The organism is Echinicola shivajiensis, assembly GCF_018642165.1.
GTDB lineage: Bacteria > Bacteroidota > Bacteroidia > Cytophagales > Cyclobacteriaceae > Echinicola > Echinicola shivajiensis.
Map to the genome: position 1 here is coordinate 199,378 of NZ_JAHHZM010000009.1, position 19,932 is coordinate 219,309.

At 38.0% G+C, this 19,932-nt stretch carries 14 protein-coding genes; 8 read left to right on the forward strand and 6 right to left on the reverse strand.

All coding sequences use genetic code 11. The annotated features are described in order from the left end of the window. Positions 1–84: 84 nt before the first annotated feature. From KMW37_RS15760 to KMW37_RS15790, 7 genes are all read left to right on the forward strand, one after another. Complete coding sequence (locus tag KMW37_RS15760) at positions 85–1,569, forward strand: sulfatase family protein (RefSeq protein WP_215225603.1); 1,485 nt, start codon at positions 85–87, stop codon at positions 1,567–1,569. A gap of 180 nt (positions 1,570–1,749) precedes the next feature. Further along, positions 1,750–2,361 (forward strand): RNA polymerase sigma factor, encoded by a 612-nt coding sequence (locus KMW37_RS15765; RefSeq protein ID WP_215225604.1) that lies wholly within the window; start codon positions 1,750–1,752, stop codon positions 2,359–2,361. A 251-nt stretch (positions 2,362–2,612) separates the two neighbouring features. Further along, entirely contained in the window at positions 2,613–3,719 is a 1,107-nt protein-coding gene (locus tag KMW37_RS15770; protein ID WP_215225605.1) for a FecR family protein, read from the forward strand. Between the two features lie 175 nt (positions 3,720–3,894). Further along, complete coding sequence (locus tag KMW37_RS15775; RefSeq protein ID WP_215225606.1) at positions 3,895–7,470, forward strand: SusC/RagA family TonB-linked outer membrane protein; 3,576 nt, start codon at positions 3,895–3,897, stop codon at positions 7,468–7,470. A 17-nt stretch (positions 7,471–7,487) separates the two neighbouring features. Beyond that, a complete protein-coding gene (locus tag KMW37_RS15780; protein ID WP_215225607.1) occupies positions 7,488–9,206 on the forward strand; it encodes a RagB/SusD family nutrient uptake outer membrane protein in 1,719 nt (572 codons plus the stop codon). Positions 9,207–9,261: 55 nt separating this feature from the next. Continuing rightward, entirely contained in the window at positions 9,262–10,557 is a 1,296-nt protein-coding gene (locus tag KMW37_RS15785) for a sulfatase-like hydrolase/transferase (RefSeq protein WP_215225608.1), read from the forward strand. Positions 10,558–10,807: 250 nt separating this feature from the next. Further along, the gene (locus KMW37_RS15790) at positions 10,808–11,437 is read left to right on the forward strand and encodes a TetR/AcrR family transcriptional regulator (RefSeq protein ID WP_215225609.1); all 630 of its coding nucleotides are present in this window, start codon (positions 10,808–10,810) and stop codon (positions 11,435–11,437) included. 38 nt (positions 11,438–11,475) lie between these two features. Here KMW37_RS15790 and KMW37_RS15795 read toward each other — a convergent pair whose 3' ends face one another. From KMW37_RS15795 to KMW37_RS15820, 6 genes are all read right to left on the reverse strand, one after another. After that, entirely contained in the window at positions 11,476–11,970 is a 495-nt protein-coding gene (locus KMW37_RS15795) for a peptide-methionine (S)-S-oxide reductase (RefSeq protein WP_215225610.1), read from the reverse strand. A 29-nt stretch (positions 11,971–11,999) separates the two neighbouring features. Then, entirely contained in the window at positions 12,000–12,443 is a 444-nt protein-coding gene (msrB, locus tag KMW37_RS15800; RefSeq protein ID WP_215225611.1) for a peptide-methionine (R)-S-oxide reductase MsrB, read from the reverse strand. 75 nt (positions 12,444–12,518) lie between these two features. After that, positions 12,519–13,274, reverse strand: coding sequence for a hypothetical protein (locus KMW37_RS15805; protein WP_215225612.1), 756 nt, complete (start codon positions 13,272–13,274; stop codon positions 12,519–12,521). A gap of 274 nt (positions 13,275–13,548) precedes the next feature. Then, positions 13,549–14,628 carry a nickel-binding protein gene (locus tag KMW37_RS15810; protein WP_215225613.1) on the reverse strand — a complete coding sequence of 360 codons (1,080 nt, stop codon included), beginning with the start codon at positions 14,626–14,628 and terminating at the stop codon, positions 13,549–13,551. A 206-nt stretch (positions 14,629–14,834) separates the two neighbouring features. Beyond that, positions 14,835–16,166, reverse strand: coding sequence for a Gfo/Idh/MocA family protein (locus KMW37_RS15815; RefSeq protein ID WP_215225614.1), 1,332 nt, complete (start codon positions 16,164–16,166; stop codon positions 14,835–14,837). Between the two features lie 291 nt (positions 16,167–16,457). Then, positions 16,458–17,510 carry a phosphotransferase enzyme family protein gene (locus tag KMW37_RS15820; protein ID WP_215225615.1) on the reverse strand — a complete coding sequence of 351 codons (1,053 nt, stop codon included), beginning with the start codon at positions 17,508–17,510 and terminating at the stop codon, positions 16,458–16,460. Positions 17,511–17,884: 374 nt separating this feature from the next. Between KMW37_RS15820 and KMW37_RS15825 the strand changes: the two genes are divergently transcribed. Further along, entirely contained in the window at positions 17,885–19,666 is a 1,782-nt protein-coding gene (locus tag KMW37_RS15825; protein WP_215225616.1) for a sodium:solute symporter family protein, read from the forward strand. Positions 19,667–19,932: the final 266 nt, after the last annotated feature.

Here is a 19,932-nt window from a genome sequence, read left to right on the forward strand (position 1 = left end):
AGTTAAGATTTATAAGTTTATTTGGGAGCCATTAGTTTTTTTGTTATTTTTAGGTCTTTAGGCCTAAAATAAATCAAACCATTTATGAAAACACTTTGGAATACCTTATTATGTCTGATTTTATCTCTTTCTATAGTTTCGTGCTCATCTGGTCCAGCTAAAACGACTCAAAAGCCTAATATTGTTTTAATATTAGCAGATGATTTGGGCTATGGGGATTTGGTTTCCTACAATAGTGAAGCTAAGCTTAAAACACCTTATTTGGATCAGCTGGCAGCAGAAGGAATGAGCTTTACAGACGCGCATTCACCATCTGCTGTATGTACCCCCACCAGATATGGGATTTTGACGGGACGATATAGTTGGCGTACAAGACTGAAGAAAGGTGTACTATGGCCATGGGATTCCCCTTTGATTGAGGAGGATAGAACTACTTTGCCTCAAATGTTGAAACAAGAGGGATATAAAACTGCTGCAATAGGGAAATGGCATTTAGGATGGGACTGGCCAACTTTGGATACTATCCCTGCGATTGAAACCAAAGGTGAGAATGTAGATTATAGCCAATCTATTTTGGGCGGTCCTAAATCCAGTGGGTTTGATTATTACTATGGTGATGATGTCCCCAATTTTCCTCCATATACTTTTATTGAAAATGAAAAAGTAACTGCTTTTCCTGATGAAGAAAAGCCAAAAGGAATGTTTGGAATAGCAGGAGCAATGGCTCCTGGTTGGACATTGGATGCAGTGATGCCAGCTATTACCCAAAAGTCCGTGGATTATATTGAAAATAAAGTCAATGAGGAAAAGCCTTTCTTTTTATATTTTGCCCTTACCGCACCCCATACCCCTATTGCTCCAGCGGCAGAGTTTAAGGGAAGCAGTGATGCAGGTGCATATGGGGATTATGTCCAGCAAGTTGATTGGACAGTTGGGCAGGTTATGGAGGCTTTGAAACGTAAAGGTTTGGAAGAAAATACCATAGTGATTTTTACAAGTGATAATGGCTCTCCAGCTAGGAATGGCGCTAATCATAGTGGGCCAGTATCATCTGTTATTCAAGATTATGGTCATAAGGCCAATGGAAACCTTAGAGGATTCAAGGGGGATGCTTGGGAAGGAGGACATAGGGTTCCCTTTATCGTGAAATGGCCAAATCAGATAGAGGCAGGAAGCAAAACCAATGGCTTGATTTCTTCCCTTGATATAATGGCTACTGTGAGGGATATTTTAGGAATCCCGAAGAAGACCACAGTATCTCCTGATGGGCTTAGTATGTTGCCAAGTTTAGAAAATGCAAGTGCTGATGCAAGGGACTACTTAGTGCATCATTCTCACCAAGGAGTTTTCGCTATCCGTAAAGGAGATTGGAAATTGATTTTATCTCAAAAATCAGGAGGTTTTAGTGATGGATTGCATAAGGAAGGGTATGGGATAGAAACAGATGGACAGCTGTATAATATGAAAGAAGACTTAGCAGAAAAAAATAATCTATACGCAGAATTTCCAGACAAGGTTGAGGAACTTTCCAAGTTATTACAGGGGATTAAGGATGCTGAGATGAACTAACCATTGTTGAAGATTAACGGTTTTTCAACCATCACAAGAGAGTGTGTTAATAGAAGATTTTGTATAATAAAGGATTTAAAAATTTAAAAAATAATAAAACCACTTAAATCGTAAGGAAATATTTGCTAGATTGAAAGAGATCTTATTGTTAATTATTACTAAAGTTTTCGTTTTCTTCTAATGTTTTCCTACGATATACAGATCAAGTCGGTTAATGCGGACTCCGTCAATGAGTGGTGGGAGGATTTGAGAAATGGTGATAAATCTGGATTAAAAGCAATTTATTCCTTCTATGTGGAGGATATGTATAGGTATGGAATGGCAATCCTTAACAATAAAAGTTTTGTTAAGGATTGCGTTCAGGAAGTTTTTATCAGCCTTTGGAAGTATAGGAAAAATCTGAGGGAAGAGACTAACGTTAAACAGTATTTGTTCAAATCACTTAGTAATAAAATTCAAAAAGAGGTCGCCAAGGAATCTAAACTGTACCACTCTAATGAGATCGATAAATTTGAATTCAATTTGGTTACTGAGTCATTTGAAAGGCAGATAATTGACGAGCAACAGAGATCAAGTATCCAAAAGAAATTGTCAAAAAGCTTGAGTTCACTTCCCAGTAGGCAGAGAGAAGTAATCCACTTACTTTTTTTTGAAGAACTGACTTATGAAGAGGTTTCCAAGCTAATGGGGATTAATATCAGATCAGTTTATACCTTGGCTTGGAAAGCAATATCAAGCTTAAAGAAAAGTCTGATTGTCTTTATTGTAGCTATATTATATAGTATTTTATAGCTGTGTCAGATTATCGATTCACTTTACACGAGATTTTTTTTCAAAGTATCAATCATGTTTTCATTTTTTATTGATCGCTACGAATACTCTTCATTTCCCTTGTTAATACAAGACGATTTACCTGTAAGAGGATTGATATAATTAGGCTCTTTTTGAGCCGAGATGGGTAGTCAATTTTGAAGACTAAAAAAAATAAATAAAATTTTTTTCTTTTTAGAAGGATAACTTTTGTCTGTTGTTGACTTATATGTATGAATAAGTTAATTATGGATATTTCTAATTTTTCAGTCGAAGATTTTGTTTTAGATGCTCATTTCAGAAGTTGGGTGTTACAGCCTACGAGTTCCTTGAATGCGCAGTGGGATTCATATATCGCAAAGCACCCCTCGAAAGTCAAGGATATTGTTGCCGCCAGAGAGCTTGTGCTTAATATGTCCAACAAGAGTCCAAGCATTACACAATCTGAAAAACAAGAGATGTGGGACGCGATTGATAATAAGATAGAAGAGGAGGATGATCAAGGTTCGTCACATGGACCAAAGGTGGTCTATCTTAATTCAGCCAGTGTAATTTCCCAATACGATGAACCATATAAGCCTAGGTTTAGATCACAGTGGAAAAGGGTTGCAGCAATATTGGCCATTTGTTTTAGCTTAAGCATTTTGATGAATTTGGTTTTATCTCAAAGTGAGGATGAAGTAAAACCGATCATTTCCTATACAGAATTTAGTACACCTCCTGGTGTAAAGTCATTGTTGCGTTTGGCAGATGGATCAGTTGTGAAACTCAACTCAGGAAGTAAAGTCAGGTATTTGAAGAATTTTACTCCGGAGAAACGCGAGATTTTTCTTGAAGGGGAAGCTTTTTTTGAAGTAGCCAAGGATGCGGAAAGGCCATTTATAGTACATACAGGAAATACGTCCACAACTGCTCTTGGTACCTCTTTTAATATTAGATCCTATGAAGGGGAATCTATGGAGGTGGCCCTATTAACGGGAAAAGTTGCAGTAATGGATAGCGCAATTAATAGGAAAGTTTATTTAAAGAAGGGTGACGGGGTGATGATAGATCCTGACAAAACCAAAATGGACATTTTTAGATTCGATAAGGAGGTTACTACAGCTTGGTTAAATAAGAAAATAATTTTTGATAGAACACCGGTTAATGAAATGGTGAGGACTTTGGAAAATTGGTATGGTGTCAAAATCAGTCTTGCACAAGAGGATAAAAAAGATTTGTGGGTATCAGGTATTTATACCAATGAAACCCTAAGTAATATCCTAGAAGGACTTAGTTATACAGCACGTTTTGATTATGAGATTAACGATAGTAATGTGAAAATAAAATTCAAGCAATAAAGAAGGCCTATGAAATAAAGTTCGATAAGCAAAACACCCAAAAGAAATGAAAAATCCGAAACTGCGCTAACAGTCTCGGATTGCAAAAGGTATCTGGATTGCAAATCGCCAAACCCGCATCCAGATGATGTTAAATCAAACAGATTATCAATCAATTCAATTAACATTCAAATATATGAACAAAAGGATACTTATTCACATAACCTACATGACAAAGCTCTTTATATATGCTTTTGTAATTCAGGCATTTTCGATGAGTTTCCTGTGGGCAAATGACAGTAAATCACAGGTTAAGAGTATCGAAGAAGTAGAAGTTAAGGTTGGATTTAGTGAGGCATCATTATTAGAAGCTTTTGATAAAATAGAAGAAGTTTCTGGATTCAACTTTGTCTATACCAATAAAGAATTAAAAGGTATAGGGGCCATTTCCATTAATCAGGAAAATAGAAGCCTGTATGACCTTTTACTTAATATTGCCCTGCAAACCCAGTTGGAGTTCAAGCAAGTCAATCAAAATATTCATGTAAAGAAATCGGAGAAAAATTTACGACTTGTAAGTCCAGTAGCTATAGCTGATATTACCGTAACGGGTACTGTATTGGATCCTAATGGCGAAGCACTTCCAGGAGTAACTATCACCGTTCAGGGAACTACCAAAGGGACCGTTACTGATTTAGATGGTAAATATAGTATTAGTGTTCCAGAAGGTGTTGAACTGGTTTATTCTTTCATTGGCTATAAATCCCAGGTAATCCAGGTTGGAAATAGTACTGTAATAAACATAACTATGGAGGAAGATGCCCAGGCCCTACAAGAAGTGGTGGTCGTTGGTTACGGAACCCAGAAAGTTACCAATCTTACAGGAGCTGTGGATGTGGTTGATGGAAAGCTTATTGAGAGTCGCCCTTCTCCTACAGTGTCCCAGCTTTTACAGGGAACCTCTCCTGGATTAACATTTAATGTAGGAAATTTTGGGTTTCAGCCAGGAGCCAATATGGGAATTCAGATCAGAGGTATGGGATCCATTAATGGAGGTGGAGAACCTTATATCATTATTGATGGTATTCCTGGAGATATGAACCGTCTAAATCCAAATGACATAGAATCTATTTCAGTCCTAAAGGATGCAGCAGCTTCAGCTATTTATGGTTCAAGAGCTCCATACGGGGTAATTGTTATCACTACCAAATCCGGTAGAGGAAAACTAAAAGCTTCCTATTCTGGTAGTGTTTCTGTGGCAAGTCCCCAAAATCTGCCTAGCATGCTTAACTCATATACCCATGCCCGTGTAATCAATGAGGCAGGAACTGCTGTGCCGGGTGCTGGAGGTAGATTCTTCAGAAATGAAATAGTAGATAATATCATTGCCTATCAAGCTGGTGATTATGATTTTCTAAGGAGCCGTCCAAACTTCCCCGCAGACGCTATCTATTTTGAAACCACCCCGAATCTTAACAATACCAATCAGTGGGGTTTTAATCAATTTGGTAATGCCAATAGAGACTGGTTTGATGAGTATTTCGGAACCGGTTTTATTCAAAAGCATGATGTAAGCATTTCAGGGGGGACAGATAAAACCTCCTATTATTTCTCAGCTGGTTTGTTTGGTCAGGAGGGAGTTCTAAACTACGGTACAGATACATTTGACCGATATAATATTATGGGTAAGATCACCACCTCGATTACGGATAATTGGGATTTTACTTATCAACCACGTTTCTCCAAGCAAGTGAGAGAGATTCCTAATATGGATCGTCAAGGTTCTTATGATTTGATTTTCCATCAAATTGCCAGAACGATGCCTACCAATGCGCTGTATGATGGTTTTGGAAATGTTATGATCCAGTCAAAGATTCCTTGGGTAAATGATGCAGGGACTGATGTTACAGAAACAGTGGAGAACTGGCATACCTTTGCAACAGATTTCCGACCAGTGGAAGGATGGACCATTCATGCTGATTTTGCCATGAGAAATGTGGATCAGTTTTATCAGAGTAAAGAGTTGACCGTTTACGATCACCTGGTAGATGGCACTGTAACGCCTAGTGGAAACACACTTCCTAGTAATATTCGCTCCACACATTGGAGCAATAACTACTGGACTACCAATATTTACTCCTCCTATGAGTTTAAGGTCGGTGAGGACAACAACTTTAAAGTGATGGGGGGTACGCAATTTGAACGGTTCAAGACACGTAGTTTAACTGGTTTTAGAACCAATCTGTTGGTTCAAGATGTACCATCTTTAAATACAGCTGATGGGGAGATCCAGATGAATGAAGGTTTACAGACTATCAGTACTCAAGGGTATTTTGGTAGATTTAATTATAATTTCCAAGAAAAGTACCTTTTAGAAGCAAATGCACGCTATGATGGTAGCTCCCGCTTCAGAGATGGAAAGAGATGGGGCTTTTTCCCTTCTTTCTCATTGGGTTGGAATATTGACAAAGAGGTTTTTTGGGAGCCAATTAGCAATGTCGTAAACACCATGAAAATCAGGGGATCTTGGGGTGAACTTGGAAACCAAAACACCGATCCATACCAAGATTTGTTGTTGATACCTCTTTCAGGAAATGCAGTCAATTGGATCTTTGAACAAGGAGGTAGTCGACCAATCGGTTTTGCTGGTACACCAGCCTTGATAAGCCCTGATTTGACATGGGAAACTGCAAGAACCATCGATATTGGTACAGATTTGACATTTTTGGAAAGAAAATTAAAGCTAACCTTTGACTGGTTTGAGCGAACGACCTTTGATATGATTGGTCCAGTATCCCCAGTGCCAGGCGTGCTAGGAGCTGCTCTTCCAGCTTCCAATAATGCTACATTGAGATCGAGAGGATGGGAAAGCAGCATTTCTTGGAATCAGACCTTATCAAGTGGTTTCAGCTATAATATTGGATTCAACATCTTCGATAGCAAAGCGGTAATTACAGAGTATTTGAATCCAAATGGTGTTTTAAGCGATTGGTATGAAGGAAGAGAACAGGGTGAAATTTGGGGATATACCGCAAATGATCTGTTCAGAACACAAGAAGATGTAGATACCTATACCTCAGAAGTAGATTTGACACCACTTGTTGGTGGATTGGCTTGGAATACGGGGGATGTTAAGTATTTGGATACCAATGGTGACGGAGTGGTAGGGCCTGGAGCAAACACCTTGGAGGATCATGGTGACTTGAGCATTATAGGTAACAGCACACCACATTTTCAGTACGGATTAAATCTTGGTGCAGCTTATAAAGGATTTGATTTTTCCATGATTATCAGAGGCGTGGCTAAGCGTGATCTTTGGTTTGGAAGCGGAGAAAACATTTTCTGGGGTTTCAGAACTGGAAACCAGTCTTCTCTATTCCCAGAGCACTTGGATTATTTCCGTGATCAGGTAGGAGACAAATATACTGGTTTAAATGAAGGAGAAGCCAATTACAATTTGGATGCTTATTTTCCTAGGCCTTATATCAATAATGCACAGAACAATAAAAACCGGATTACCAGTAGTCGATATTTGCAAAATGGTGCTTATATGAGAATACAAAATGTGCAATTGGGTTACACTTTACCAAATGCTGTATTAGACAGGTTGCGTTTGAGCAATCTCAGAATGTATGTTTCTGGTGAGAATTTATTCACTTTCTCTAGTCTTCCTTCAGGAATTGACCCTGTGGCAGTTAGTAGTAGCTGGGGTGTAGGTAAGACATATGGCGCGGACCGTATCATTTCATTTGGACTGCAGGTTTCTTATTAATCAAAAAGCAAATAGACATGAAGAAAATACAATATATAGCGAGTATGTTCCTGTTGTTGTTGGGGACGGTTTCATGCGAGGATTTTATTGATAATCCCCCTGAGGACCAGATTTCTGTCAATGATTTCTTTAGGACCAGCAATGATATTGAAAATTATGTGAAGAAATATTATGCACAATTCCCTAGTCATGGAAGTGCTAACCTTCCTATTTCTGAGGATAATTCCGATAACCTGATAGTAGCTACCCCGAATGCCGTGCTGGATGGGGCAAGAGCAACCAGAAATGGCCAGTGGACCAATGAATGGTCTGATATTAGAAGTATCAATGTTCTTTTCGATAACCTTGGCAATGTGGAGGATGATTTGAGTTCTTACCAACAGTTTTTGGGAGAAGCACATTTCTTCAGGGCTTGGTTTTATTATGAAATGCTTCAGTCCTATGGAGATTTGCCGATCTATGATCATCAGTTATTCCCAGAAGATGAGGAATTATTGGATCCAAGGGCGCCAAGGACAGAAGTTGCGGATTTTATCCTTGCAGACATCGATAATGCTATTCAATATTTAGAGCTCCGTTCAAGTGTAGGTAATTCTAGATTGAATAAAGAAACTGCCTTGGCCTTCAAAACGCAGGTTGCGCTATTTGAAGGTACTTGGCAAAAGTATCATGCGGGTACTGAATTTGGCACTGCTGGAGCAGATCCGGATAAATATTTCCAACAGTCCGTTAGCGCTGCTGAGGAGTTGATAAATGGGAATTATACTGCAGGTATTTACAACACTGGAAATCCAGAGAGTGATTATTATACCTTGTTTGGTTTGGATAATATGTCTGATGTAAATGAGGTGTTATTTTACCGAATAGCCAGCACAGCTGAACAGTTGGGCCATGAGTTGCAGTTTTATACAACTCGTAGAACCAGGAATATGGCGATTACTTGGTCATTGGTTACCTCTTATTTGGGTAAAGATGGACAGCCTTATGATTATATGGGCTTGGCAGGTAATACAAAGGGAAATGCCTTTTTAAGCCAAATAGCCGACGATTGTGATCCTAGATTGCATTCTACAGTTTGGGTTCCTGGAGATCTAAGGGTGGCAAGTGCCGGACAGGTATTTAATAAGCCGTTCTTGGATGGTGGTTCAGAAGAATTATGCGCCACAGGATTCCAAGTGAAGAAGTTCTCCAATCCATTTTCTCCAGCAGCTGGGGCAGATTTTGGAGGATATAGCCAGACGGGTAGGATTTATTTCCGTTATGCTGAGGTGCTTTTGAACTATGCTGAAGCTAAATATGAATTGGATGGAACGGTGGCTTTGGAGCAGCTAAACCTTCTTAGGCAAAGAGTGGGCATGCCTGATTTCGAAGCAATACCACAGGTTGCTTATGGAGATAATCTTTTGGATTATGGTTATCCAATTGATGATGCGCTCTATGCCATTCGAAACGAAAGAAGGGTAGAGTTGGCTTTGGAAGGCCAGCGAATTAATGATTACAGAAGATGGGCTGCCCACGCATTATTTGTAGGCAAGCGGCCATTGGGCTATCCATTTGAGCAATCTGATTTCCCTGGTTTTGCAGTAAAGGTAAATGAAGATGGTCTAGTGGATTATTTTGAAGATGCTATGCCAGATGGTTATGGATTTAGGTCTGATCAGGATTATTTGAATTCCATTCCTAGAGATGAACTTACTTTGAACCCTAATTTGGAGCAAAACCCAAATTGGAATTAAATTTATTAAAAGGGAGGCTGATTACCTCCCTTTTAAATGTATATATATTTAGGACATGAGACACATACTTATATTTTTATTGCTGGTAATTACTTTTAATGCCACTGCTTTTCAGAAGGAAGTTCAGCAAAAGCCTAATATCATTTTGATCATGGCTGATGATTTGGGCTATGAGACTTTGGGGGTAAATGGTAGTGAAAGTTATCAAACACCAAACCTAGACCAGTTGGCAAAAGATGGGATGAATTTTACCCAATGTTATTCGACCCCATTATGTACACCAAGTCGAGTGCAATTGATGACCGGAAAATATAATTTTAGAAATTATATAGGCTTCGGTTTGCTCGATCCAAGAGAGAAAACTTTTGGTCATTATCTAAAAGCGGCTGGATATGATAATTTTATTGCTGGAAAATGGCAGCTATTTGGCAATGAACATCAACGGAAACTGGCAGGTGATAAGGAGGGCTCTCTACCAAAAGATGCTGGATTTGATGATTACTGCTTATGGCAAGTGCAGCAATTGGGCAGTCGTTACAAGGATCCTTTGTTAAGCAGCCCATCTGGAGATAAAGTCTATGAAGGTAGATTTGGACCAGATATTTTTGTGGAACGTATTCTTAACTTCATTGAAAAGGACAGAGACAATCCCTTCTTTGTTTATTTTCCTATGGCCCTGACTCATGATCCATTTGTTCCAACCCCTGATAACGAATTCTTCCCTGACTTTGATGCTAAAAGTAAAACTAACGATCCGAAATATTTCGGTGAAATGGTAAGCTATATGGACAAGCTATTGGGGCGAATTTTTGATGCAGTAAAATCAAATGGAATTTCAGAAAATACCCTTATCATGTTTATTGGGGATAATGGAACTGACCATGATGTGACTTCCATTCAGCATGGTAATTTGATTAAAGGAGATAAGGGGCATACAACTGCAGCAGGTACCCATGTTCCAATGATAGCAAATTGGAAAGGCAAAATTGAAGCAGGTACAGTGAATGATAATTTAATTGACTTTACGGATTTTGTGCCTACACTTTTGGAAGCGGCCAAGCAAGGGCAAGATAAGACAGTGTTGACTGATGGGCTGAGCTTTTATCCCCAATTATTGGGAAAGAACTCTCCAACAAGAGATTGGGTTTTTTGCCACTATGCTCCTAATTGGGGCAATTTTGAGGATAAGCGCTTCGTTCATGACCGAGTCTTGAAATTGTATGAAAATGGAGATATTTATAAAATCGATGATGATCCCTTGGAAGCAAATCCCTTAGAATTGAATCAATTAGAAAAGAAAGACAGGAAAAAAGCGGCGAAGTTTGCTAAGATATTGAATGAATTAAGGTAATCGTTGCTTTGTTCTACACAAATGGATGGATATTATTAAGTTAAAAGTGAGCATATAACTACTTGGAATGTTTTCTTTGAATAACTTGTTTGTTGATTTTTATGATTTATGTATCCTAAATAGTAAAAAACCTATTTTAAATTGAGGATTTAAAGTGATATATTTTTTTATTTGTTCTTTAGTAAATTATTTTCCTCCCAGAGATATTGAAAAAGTGTTATTGGTGGAGGAGGTTTTATGCCCTTAATTCATGGAAAAACAAAAGAAAGTATCCACAAAGAATAAGATTATTAATGCTGCAGTAAAGCTTTATAATGAGAATGGTGCACAAAATGTAACCAGTAGACATATTGCTGCGGAACTAGGAATAAGTCATGGGAATTTGGATTATCATTTCAATAACCGCGAAGCCTTATTGCTTGCTATCTATGATCATATGAGGATGGAAATGGGACCATCCTATACAGCAAATGAAAAGGGTGAAAATGCATTTGAACAATTCCATTTCTTATTGAAACATCTAGAAAAATTTCAAACACATTATTCCTTTTTCAATTTGGATATTTTGGAAATCTCCAGGGCTAATCCAAAGGTGAGTAAGGTTCTTCAAGAAACTCTGGAATTGAGAAAAGGTCAAATTAGGGGTTTCTTCAGTCGCTTTGTAGAAGAAGGATTGATGGAGGACAAACTGGAATCTTCCTACCTACGTCTTCAACACACCATTCGAATACTCATTACTTTTTGGCTGTCTCAGAAAGAGGTTCTTTCGCATTATGCCTTTAATGAGCCTGGTGAAATGTCTTTGCATATTTGGGAGTTGATGGAGCCATTTATGACCAATAAGGGCAAGAAAATATATGAAGCGCTTTATAGGGATTAGTTAAACTTAGTTATTGGAAATTAGAGAGGGAGGCTTGTTTAAAGGAAGTCTCTCCTATATAAGCTTCCGTATTTTTCTCTCATTAATTTTAGTTTTGGACTGATATATTGTTTGCAGAAGGGAGCGTCTCTTTTGTTCAAATAATAATTGGAGAACTCAGTGCTGTTTTCTCTAAAATTGTCGAATTCCAAAATTTGGGTGATAATAGTTGAATCAAACTTCTTTTGAAGCTGATCAACGCATTCAGTGGCTTGGGCTTTTTGTTCGTAGGAAATGTAATATATAGCGGAACGATATTTATTTCTTTTGGAGTGGTTTGATGTGGAAGCGTGTGTTGCTAAATGGATTTCAATCAAGTCATGGAGAGATATTTCATTAGGGTCAAAACTGATCAGAACAGCCTCTGAGAATTCATCGAAAGGAGCTTTACTTGATATCCAGCCTTGGCGGACTTGTTGGACTCCTTTTAATGATTGAAATACTGCTTCTGTACACCAATGGCAACCTCCTCCAAAACCAATTTTCAATACCATGATTAATCTATTATGAAATGGTAAATGGCTTACTCAACCTTTTTCAGTGACACGGCATTTACACAATACCTCAGGCCGCTAGGTTCTGGCCCATCTGGGAAAACATGCCCTAGATGGGCATCACAAGTATTGCAAGTGATTTCCACTCTAACCATTCCAAAACTTTCATCCTTATGATAGGCAACGGCATTGCTTTCTAGAGGTTGGGTGAAGGAAGGCCACCCAGATCCGCTTTCGAATTTTCCCTCCGCATCGAAAAGTAAGGTTTCACAGCAAACACATGCATATTTCCCTGGGTCAAACATGCTGCAAAGCTCAGAACTATAGGCCCTTTCTGTTCCTTTTAATCGGGTAATATGAAACTCTTCTTCCGTTAACAGTTCTTTCCATTCTTGAGCTGATTTTTCTACCCTTTTACTTGGGCTTGGATTTCCCTGATTGGTAAATCGAATTATATCTGACCATTTAAGCATAATCAAATTTAAAGATTAAATAGAATAATAAATTGTAAAGTACGGTTTTAATAAGCTATGGTAGTGTTTACGAAATTACTGGTGGTTTGATTTGTCCATGGATAAAAAATAATTTTCCTCCTGGTTTTTAGTAAGCATTAGCTTATAGTAAATGTCTATGACCAGGGGCAAACGCTGGAACCAACTTAGTTCTTCTCCCGCTAGCTGCTCCAAGTGTTTCTGTGCAAAAAGTGATGGATGGATGTCTCCATAAGTGTATTTGACCTCTACATAAGTCATAAAACTCCTGTCTTTTTGTTTCACCTTTGCCAGCGCATACATGAATAATCCATTCTTGTTGAATAATAGTGTCGAATCGCTATTTGTTGGAGCTTCGGTAGGTTGATTATAAACGGGAAGGATCAACTTATTTTGTATTGATGGGGATTTATTCATGCTGAGATCAAGGGAATTAGCCGGATATTCAATAGGGATCAATTGATCCACTGGGTAAGAAGGGTAGCTGGATTTTTCGCAGTTATAGATATATATGTCTTTCCTCAGTCCACTTTCCTCCATCAGTTTAAGGATAGCTGGTGTATTTGGGAGGTTCCTGATGCTAAGGGAATTGTTTTCCTTTACATCTTCCAAAAAAAGGAAAGTCTTGTCTGATATTTTTACCGGATCAGGGTATTTGGTAAACAAAAAGTGTTCGTAGGATGCAACTAGTTGGTTCAGTGCAGCCATTTTTTCTTGTCCTATTTCTTCTGAAAACCGCTCTATTTCCTGATGCTCCGTTGTGCACCCCAAAGAATAGGTAAATATGAGGATTAGTAGATAAAGATGTTTCATAAGCTTTGGACTATAATGTTAAAGCTAAACCTCTGAAAATCAATATAGAGTTTCTATAATATACGTATTTTTTTGGAGCTAATGTTTTAAAATTTAGCTAAATAGGATAGGAGCTTTTATCTAAATAAGGATACAAGATTGCTAAATTGTCTTAGGTATAAAAAAGAGATTATGTCGCAAAGCCTATTTTCTTTCAAAGGCTCTTTATGGTATGTGGAAGGAAATAGTTCTGGCGAGAAAAAAAATAGTTTAGAGAATAAAATTGACATACAAATCAATGAGCTAATAGATAGGATGGCTTATACCCAAATTTTTCAGAGAAACATTTAGTAAAGTAGGAAGGGCTACTATAGCCGACCTCCATGGCTACTTGGGCAATATTCTCCGTTTTTTTCATTAATAGCCCTCGGGCTTTTTCTAGACGGAGGTCTCTAAGAAAAATTATAGGAGATCTTCCGGTGATAGCAGTGATTTTGCGATATAGTTGTGGCCTGCTAATGCCTATATATTTGCATAGCTTAGATATCGTGAAATTTTGATCCGATAAATTGAGATCAGATGTTTTGCAGACTTTAAGAATGAAAGATTCTTCAGCGGGAGATATGATTTTAATAGAGGATGAGTCTCCTTGAGCGCCATATTGGATTTGTTTTGCCATAGGAGATGACACCAATATCTGTTCATTATTTGCAATCCTACTAAGGCATTGGGCGTATTGAATGGCAGGCTTCAAATAATTTGATGTTTCTGTTTTGCTATCACAAAGTCCTATTTTGAAAGAAACAGGTTGTAGGGCGTGTTTATTGAACTCAATGAGTTGGGACTGGATCTTTAAGGCAGATGAAAATGCTTGATTTCCTTCTTTGAATTGGGCTAAAAAGTCTTCGGTCTTATAATCATATGAAGCCTTACTTTCATTTTCTTCCATTATTTCTTTGATGACCTCGATAGCCCAAGAGGGAATAGGTGTTGAATAATTCGAATGAGGTGAGTTTAGCCATAGGCTAAGTGAAAGAATGTATCTATTTCCTAAATCAGGAATTCTATGTTGTTCTTCAATTTGATCCCGGATTATAAATGGATTGACACCTTTCATGTTTTTAAAAAATCCAGGTTCCACTTCATTCAAAGAAAATACAATCTGTTTATAGGTCAATAATGGATAGACCTTTTCACAAGTGGCCTTATCAGGTCCCTCTATCAGGCAGAAAACTGTGCCTGTGTCCTCATTGACCCAGAACTGGTGGTATTTCACCCCATAATTTTCCAACATAGCCTCATTTCTGATCAGGCTCATTTTTACATCCTCTAGGGTGATGTGGTCGAACTGATGAAAGTCCATAAATAGAGGCATGGCTAAAAATCTTTTATTAAATATAATTCTAAATACTAGAATAATGTAGAAATAACCTGTTTATGGGTATGAATGTCTTGTATGTGTTATTTAACGGCTTTTTTTTATAAATGATAACTTCTGGAGTTTTTTTGATGAGCTTCTTACTTGGGCAAATAAAAAAAGGGACCGAAGTCCCTTATGTATTTTAATAATTAAAATGTTTATTAGAAGTCTCTGTAAGGAGCATCCAATAATTCATTTACCTCATCTTCTGCAAATCGACCAGATTTTGCATCCCAGTGCAATTTCTTATTAGGGAATCTACCAGCAATGGTGCCTAATAGGATGGTTTCTGTAAGTCTCGCTGCATATGAGAATGGTGCACTTGTTTCGTCTTTTCCTAAGCAAGCATCCACAAATTGATGATAGTGTTTGTTGCCCTCACTATCATAGTCTCTAACTGGCTCACCGATATGCTCTGTACCGCTTAGATCAAGTTCCTTATACTCCCCGTCTACGATCAATTTAGGTAGTTGCATAAAGTGAGGCAAAAGTAGTCTTCTTCCGTCTTCGCCAATAAACATGGCGCCCTGTCCAGGCAATTTATCTTCATTAGGAAGTTTAAGGTCTTTATGCTTTGAAGGTGCTCCAGGTCCATCATACCAAACCCACTTCAATTTCTTGGTGGTATAAGGTGTCTGTGGAAATTCATAGGTTACCTCATTGTTTTCCGGGAATCCAAATCCAGTAGGCTTTCTACATTTGTTTTTGATGGTCATTGGGACATCTAGTTCCAATGCATTATATGGAGTATCGAAAATATGAACACCCATATCTCCAAGTGTGCCGCATCCATAGTCCAATAGTTTTCTCCAATTTCCAGGATGGTACACGCCCTCTTTATATGGTCTTTCGGCCGAAGTTCCTAGCCATAGGTTCCAATCTAACGTTTCTGGAATTGGATCATTTCCTTCTGGAACCGGTCCATCATAGCCCCAATTTTTAGGAGACCATGCCCTTACAGTCTTCACCTTGCCAATTATTCCAGACTGGATCAAATGGGTAGCCAGTTTATAGTCATAAAAGGAATGCACCTGAATACCCATTTGGGTGATGATATTATGGTCTTCAGCATATTTTTTCATCGCTCGGGCCTCGGTGACATGGTGGGTCAATGGCTTCTGGCAGTATACAGGCTTGCCTTTTTCCATGGCCAACATAGAAGCTGGTGCATGAGTATGATCCGGAGTGGATACCACTACAGCATCAATGCTATCTACCATTTCCTTCATCATTTCCCTGTAATCCTTATAGGTTTTTGCATTTGGATGCATAGCTTTGGCAGTAGCCAAGGCCTTAGAATCCACGTCACAAAGTGCGACTACATCCACAGAAGAATGGGAAGCGATTGATTTCAAATCTGCAATCCCCATCGCTCCCAAACCAATATGTGCGGTGCGAAGTTTTTTACCTTTAGCCATGGACCATACAGATCCTGGTAATAATGATACAGCTGCTAGTGCGGCTGAATTTTTCAGAAATGCTCTTTTTTTCATGGAGTACTATGTTATTGTGGTAAAGTCTAATCAGTATAAGTAAATAGACTTTTTATGTTATTATGTTTAAGTTATTAAAAAAAATTTACTATCTGATCCCTAATATATTAAAGTATTTGAAGTAATGCCAAAATGTTTCAATACTTATTGCGTACGATTTTGGTTTTGGGTTTATTGTTTTGTATTCCGAGGATTTTCAAAATTCAATTCTGGCTCTAATATGGGAGCTTGATTGTTAATGGATCGATGGCTTGTCTTAGTAATTGGTTTGGGCATAAAAAAAGAGGTTGATTACACCTCTTTCATTATTTGATCAATTTCATTCCTCTTTTTTTGCAAGGCCTTTAATAATAAGCCTTGGTTTTTAGCTCTATGGAAATTATGCTCTGGATATTCTATTGGATAATAAATATTCCCATTTAAATAATCCGTTAAAAAGCGCAAGCCCATTATGCAGGCCATCATTTCCCCTCCAAAAGGTAGTGAGCTTTTCTCTTCTTCAGTTAAGTCATTGCCCATGGCTGCTACAAAGCCTTTTAGTAGTGCGGCATATTTGTCCAGGTCCACATCTATTTTGTCCCATTCCAAAGAAGCTTCTTCCTCAGTGCAGCTGACTGTTCTCACTAAATCGCCAAAATCATAGAAAATAAATCCTGGCATGACCGTATCAAGATCAATTACCGCATTGATTTTGGAGAAGCTGTTATCATAAATTACATTGTTGATCTTGGTATCATTATGAGTCACCCTTAAAGGTAAATTTTCTTCGTAGTACTTATATTTCCTTACCAACAAGGCCTGATGCTTAAAGAATTCTATCAATTCTTTTGCCTCATCATGTAATTCGATCGTAGTTGCTTTTAAGGCATTTTCAAACTGGCGAAAGCGCAAGGAAAGATTGTGGAAGCCTTCAATTACTTCTTCTAAATCATTGGTGTTTATTCCAATGCAGGCTTTTACAAAACCTCCAAATGCCTTTGCAGCCAAATAGGCCTGTTGGGAAGAAGATACTTTATCTATACATTCTCCAGAAATAAAGGGGAAAAGTCTGTAAGAAGATTGGTCCACAGCTGAAAAAAGTGCTCCGTTGGCAGTCTTCATAGGTAGAACTAGATTGAAATCAAGGGTTTTACCTTCAAGATGCTCGTTGACTACCTTTAAGTTTTTTGCTATTCTATCAGGAAAAGGAAATACACTGGTATTGAAATTCTGAAGAATAAACTGTTTTGAGGTACTGTCTATTAAATAGGTTTGATGGATATGACCAGAACCATACTTTTTTACATCCGACACTGCTTCATGCTGCCCATAATCAACTAGTATATCGTCAATGACCCTTTCCATTTTTACTTTACTGAAATGTTAAAAATATATTTTCTCTCCAACCTCTATTCCTGTTTGTTCGATAAATTTAATTCAAATGTTTGAAATCAAAAGAATTTGAAACATTTATACAATAAAACCGAATGCAAAAATAAAAAACATAATAAATAATATATGTTTTCGATAAGATTTATTTTATTTGAAGGAAATTTATTTTGAGCCTCAAATAGAGGGTTTTTGAATTTCTTGAATTATTGAATACATTAGTGAAAATTATTTCAAAAGTAAGTTTTATTAAATGTAAAATTTTGTAAAACAAATTTTAAAGAAGGGAATAGTTTTCAATCTCAAAAGCATTCGAAATTAATACAATTTAAAATTTACATTAGGATATTATGAACATTTCTCCAATTGATTGGGGCATTATTGCGGCCTTTTTCATCATTTCCTTATTGATTGGTCTTTTTACCTCCAAGTCTGCTGGTAAAAGTGCTAAAGACTTCTTCCTTTCGGGAAGAAATATGCCTTGGTGGTTATTAGGTGTTTCAATGGTGGCAACTACATTTTCTGCCGATACACCAAATTTGGTTACGGATATTGTACGTGTGAATGGCGTGTCTGGTAACTGGGTATGGTGGGCTTTTCTTTTGACAGGGATGTTGACTGTATTTGTGTATGCCAAATTATGGAGAAGATCCGAAATCACTACCGACCTTGAATTTTACGAATTGAGGTATAGTGGAAAGGGAGCTGCATTCCTTAGGGGCTTTAGGGCCATTTACCTTGGGGTGTTCTTTAATATCGTCATTATGGCGACTGTTTCTCTCGCAGCTATTAAGATTGGTGGGGTGATGTTGGGGTTGAGCCCGGTGCAAACTCTATTGATCGCTTCTATTGTAACGGTGGTATATAGTTCACTTGGTGGATTGAAGGGGGTGCTTTTAACTGACTTCTTCCAGTTCTTCATAGCTATGGCTGGTGCTATCGGTGCGGCATTTTATATTCTTGATTTGCCTGAAATTGGTTCTTTGGATAATTTGCTTGCTCACCCTAATGTGTCTGACAAGCTTTCCCTATTCCCTGATTTCAATGATATGAACTTGGTGATTCCTTTGTTGATCATGCCAATTGCTATTCAGTGGTGGGCTACCTGGTACCCAGGAGCTGAGCCAGGAGGTGGGGGATATATTGCCCAAAGAATGCTTTCTGCAAAGGATGAGAAAAATGCGATTGGTGCAACCTTGTTCTTTAACGTTGCCCATTATGCCTTGAGACCTTGGCCATGGATTATTATCGCTTTGGCGTCTTTGGTGGTTTTCCCTCAGATCAGCGATATGCAAGAGGCATTCCCTCATATGCCTGCGGATAAATTGGGTAATGACCTTGCCTATTCAGCGATGTTGACTTTCCTGCCTACTGGTCTGATCGGTATTGTATTGGCTTCTTTGATTGCTGCGGTGATGTCAACTTTATCCACACACCTTAACTGGGGATCATCTTATGTGGTAAATGATTTTTATTTAAGATTTGTGAAGCCTGATGCCAGTGATAAGGATTTGGTAATGGTAGGTAGAATTTCTACTGTGGTATTGATGGGGTTTGCTGCGCTTCTAGCACTTGCTCTTTCCAATGCCTTGGAAGCCTTTAATATCCTATTGCAAATTGGAGCTGGTACTGGTTTGATCTTTATTTTAAGATGGTTCTGGTGGAGAATCAATGCCTATACTGAAATCTCAGCGATGATCATTTCATTTATCGTAGCCATTTTCTTCGAAACCATTAACCCTAAATTAGGACTTATCAACATTCCTGAGGGAATGGAATACTTGAAATTACTGTATGGTGTAGGGATCACTACTGCCACTTGGTTGACGGTAACTTTGGTGACCAAGCCTGAAAAAGATGAGGTATTGTTGTCGTTCTACAAAAAAGTAAAGCCAGCAGCTTATGGTTGGAGAAAGCTTTTGGATAAGCATCCTGAGGTAGAAGCAGAGCAAGGCCAGCTTCCATTTGAAATTGGATTGATGGTTACTGGATCTATCGCAATTTATGCCGCTCTTTTTGCCATTGGATTCTGGATTTATGATAATACAACTTCAGCTATCATAGCTTCATTGATTAGTGCTGCTGGGTTCTTAATCCTTATCAAGAGTTGGAACAAGATTAAGTTATTCTAATCGATAGATATATTAAATGTCAAAAGCCCGCTTGAATATCAAGCGGGCTTTTTTTGTTCTAAGTAGATATTCAAATAGTCCACAATATGTCAATGGATTCAAGGCAGGTGAAGCATAATTGCCCGCTATCTAAATCAAAAGCCGATGATAACCAAGCAAGGAGAAGTGGGATATACACAGATTATGATAAAAGGATAATAACAACTGTATTAATCTATAAACATCTGTGGTTAATAATATACGAGATTATAAAATGAAAGTGTTTA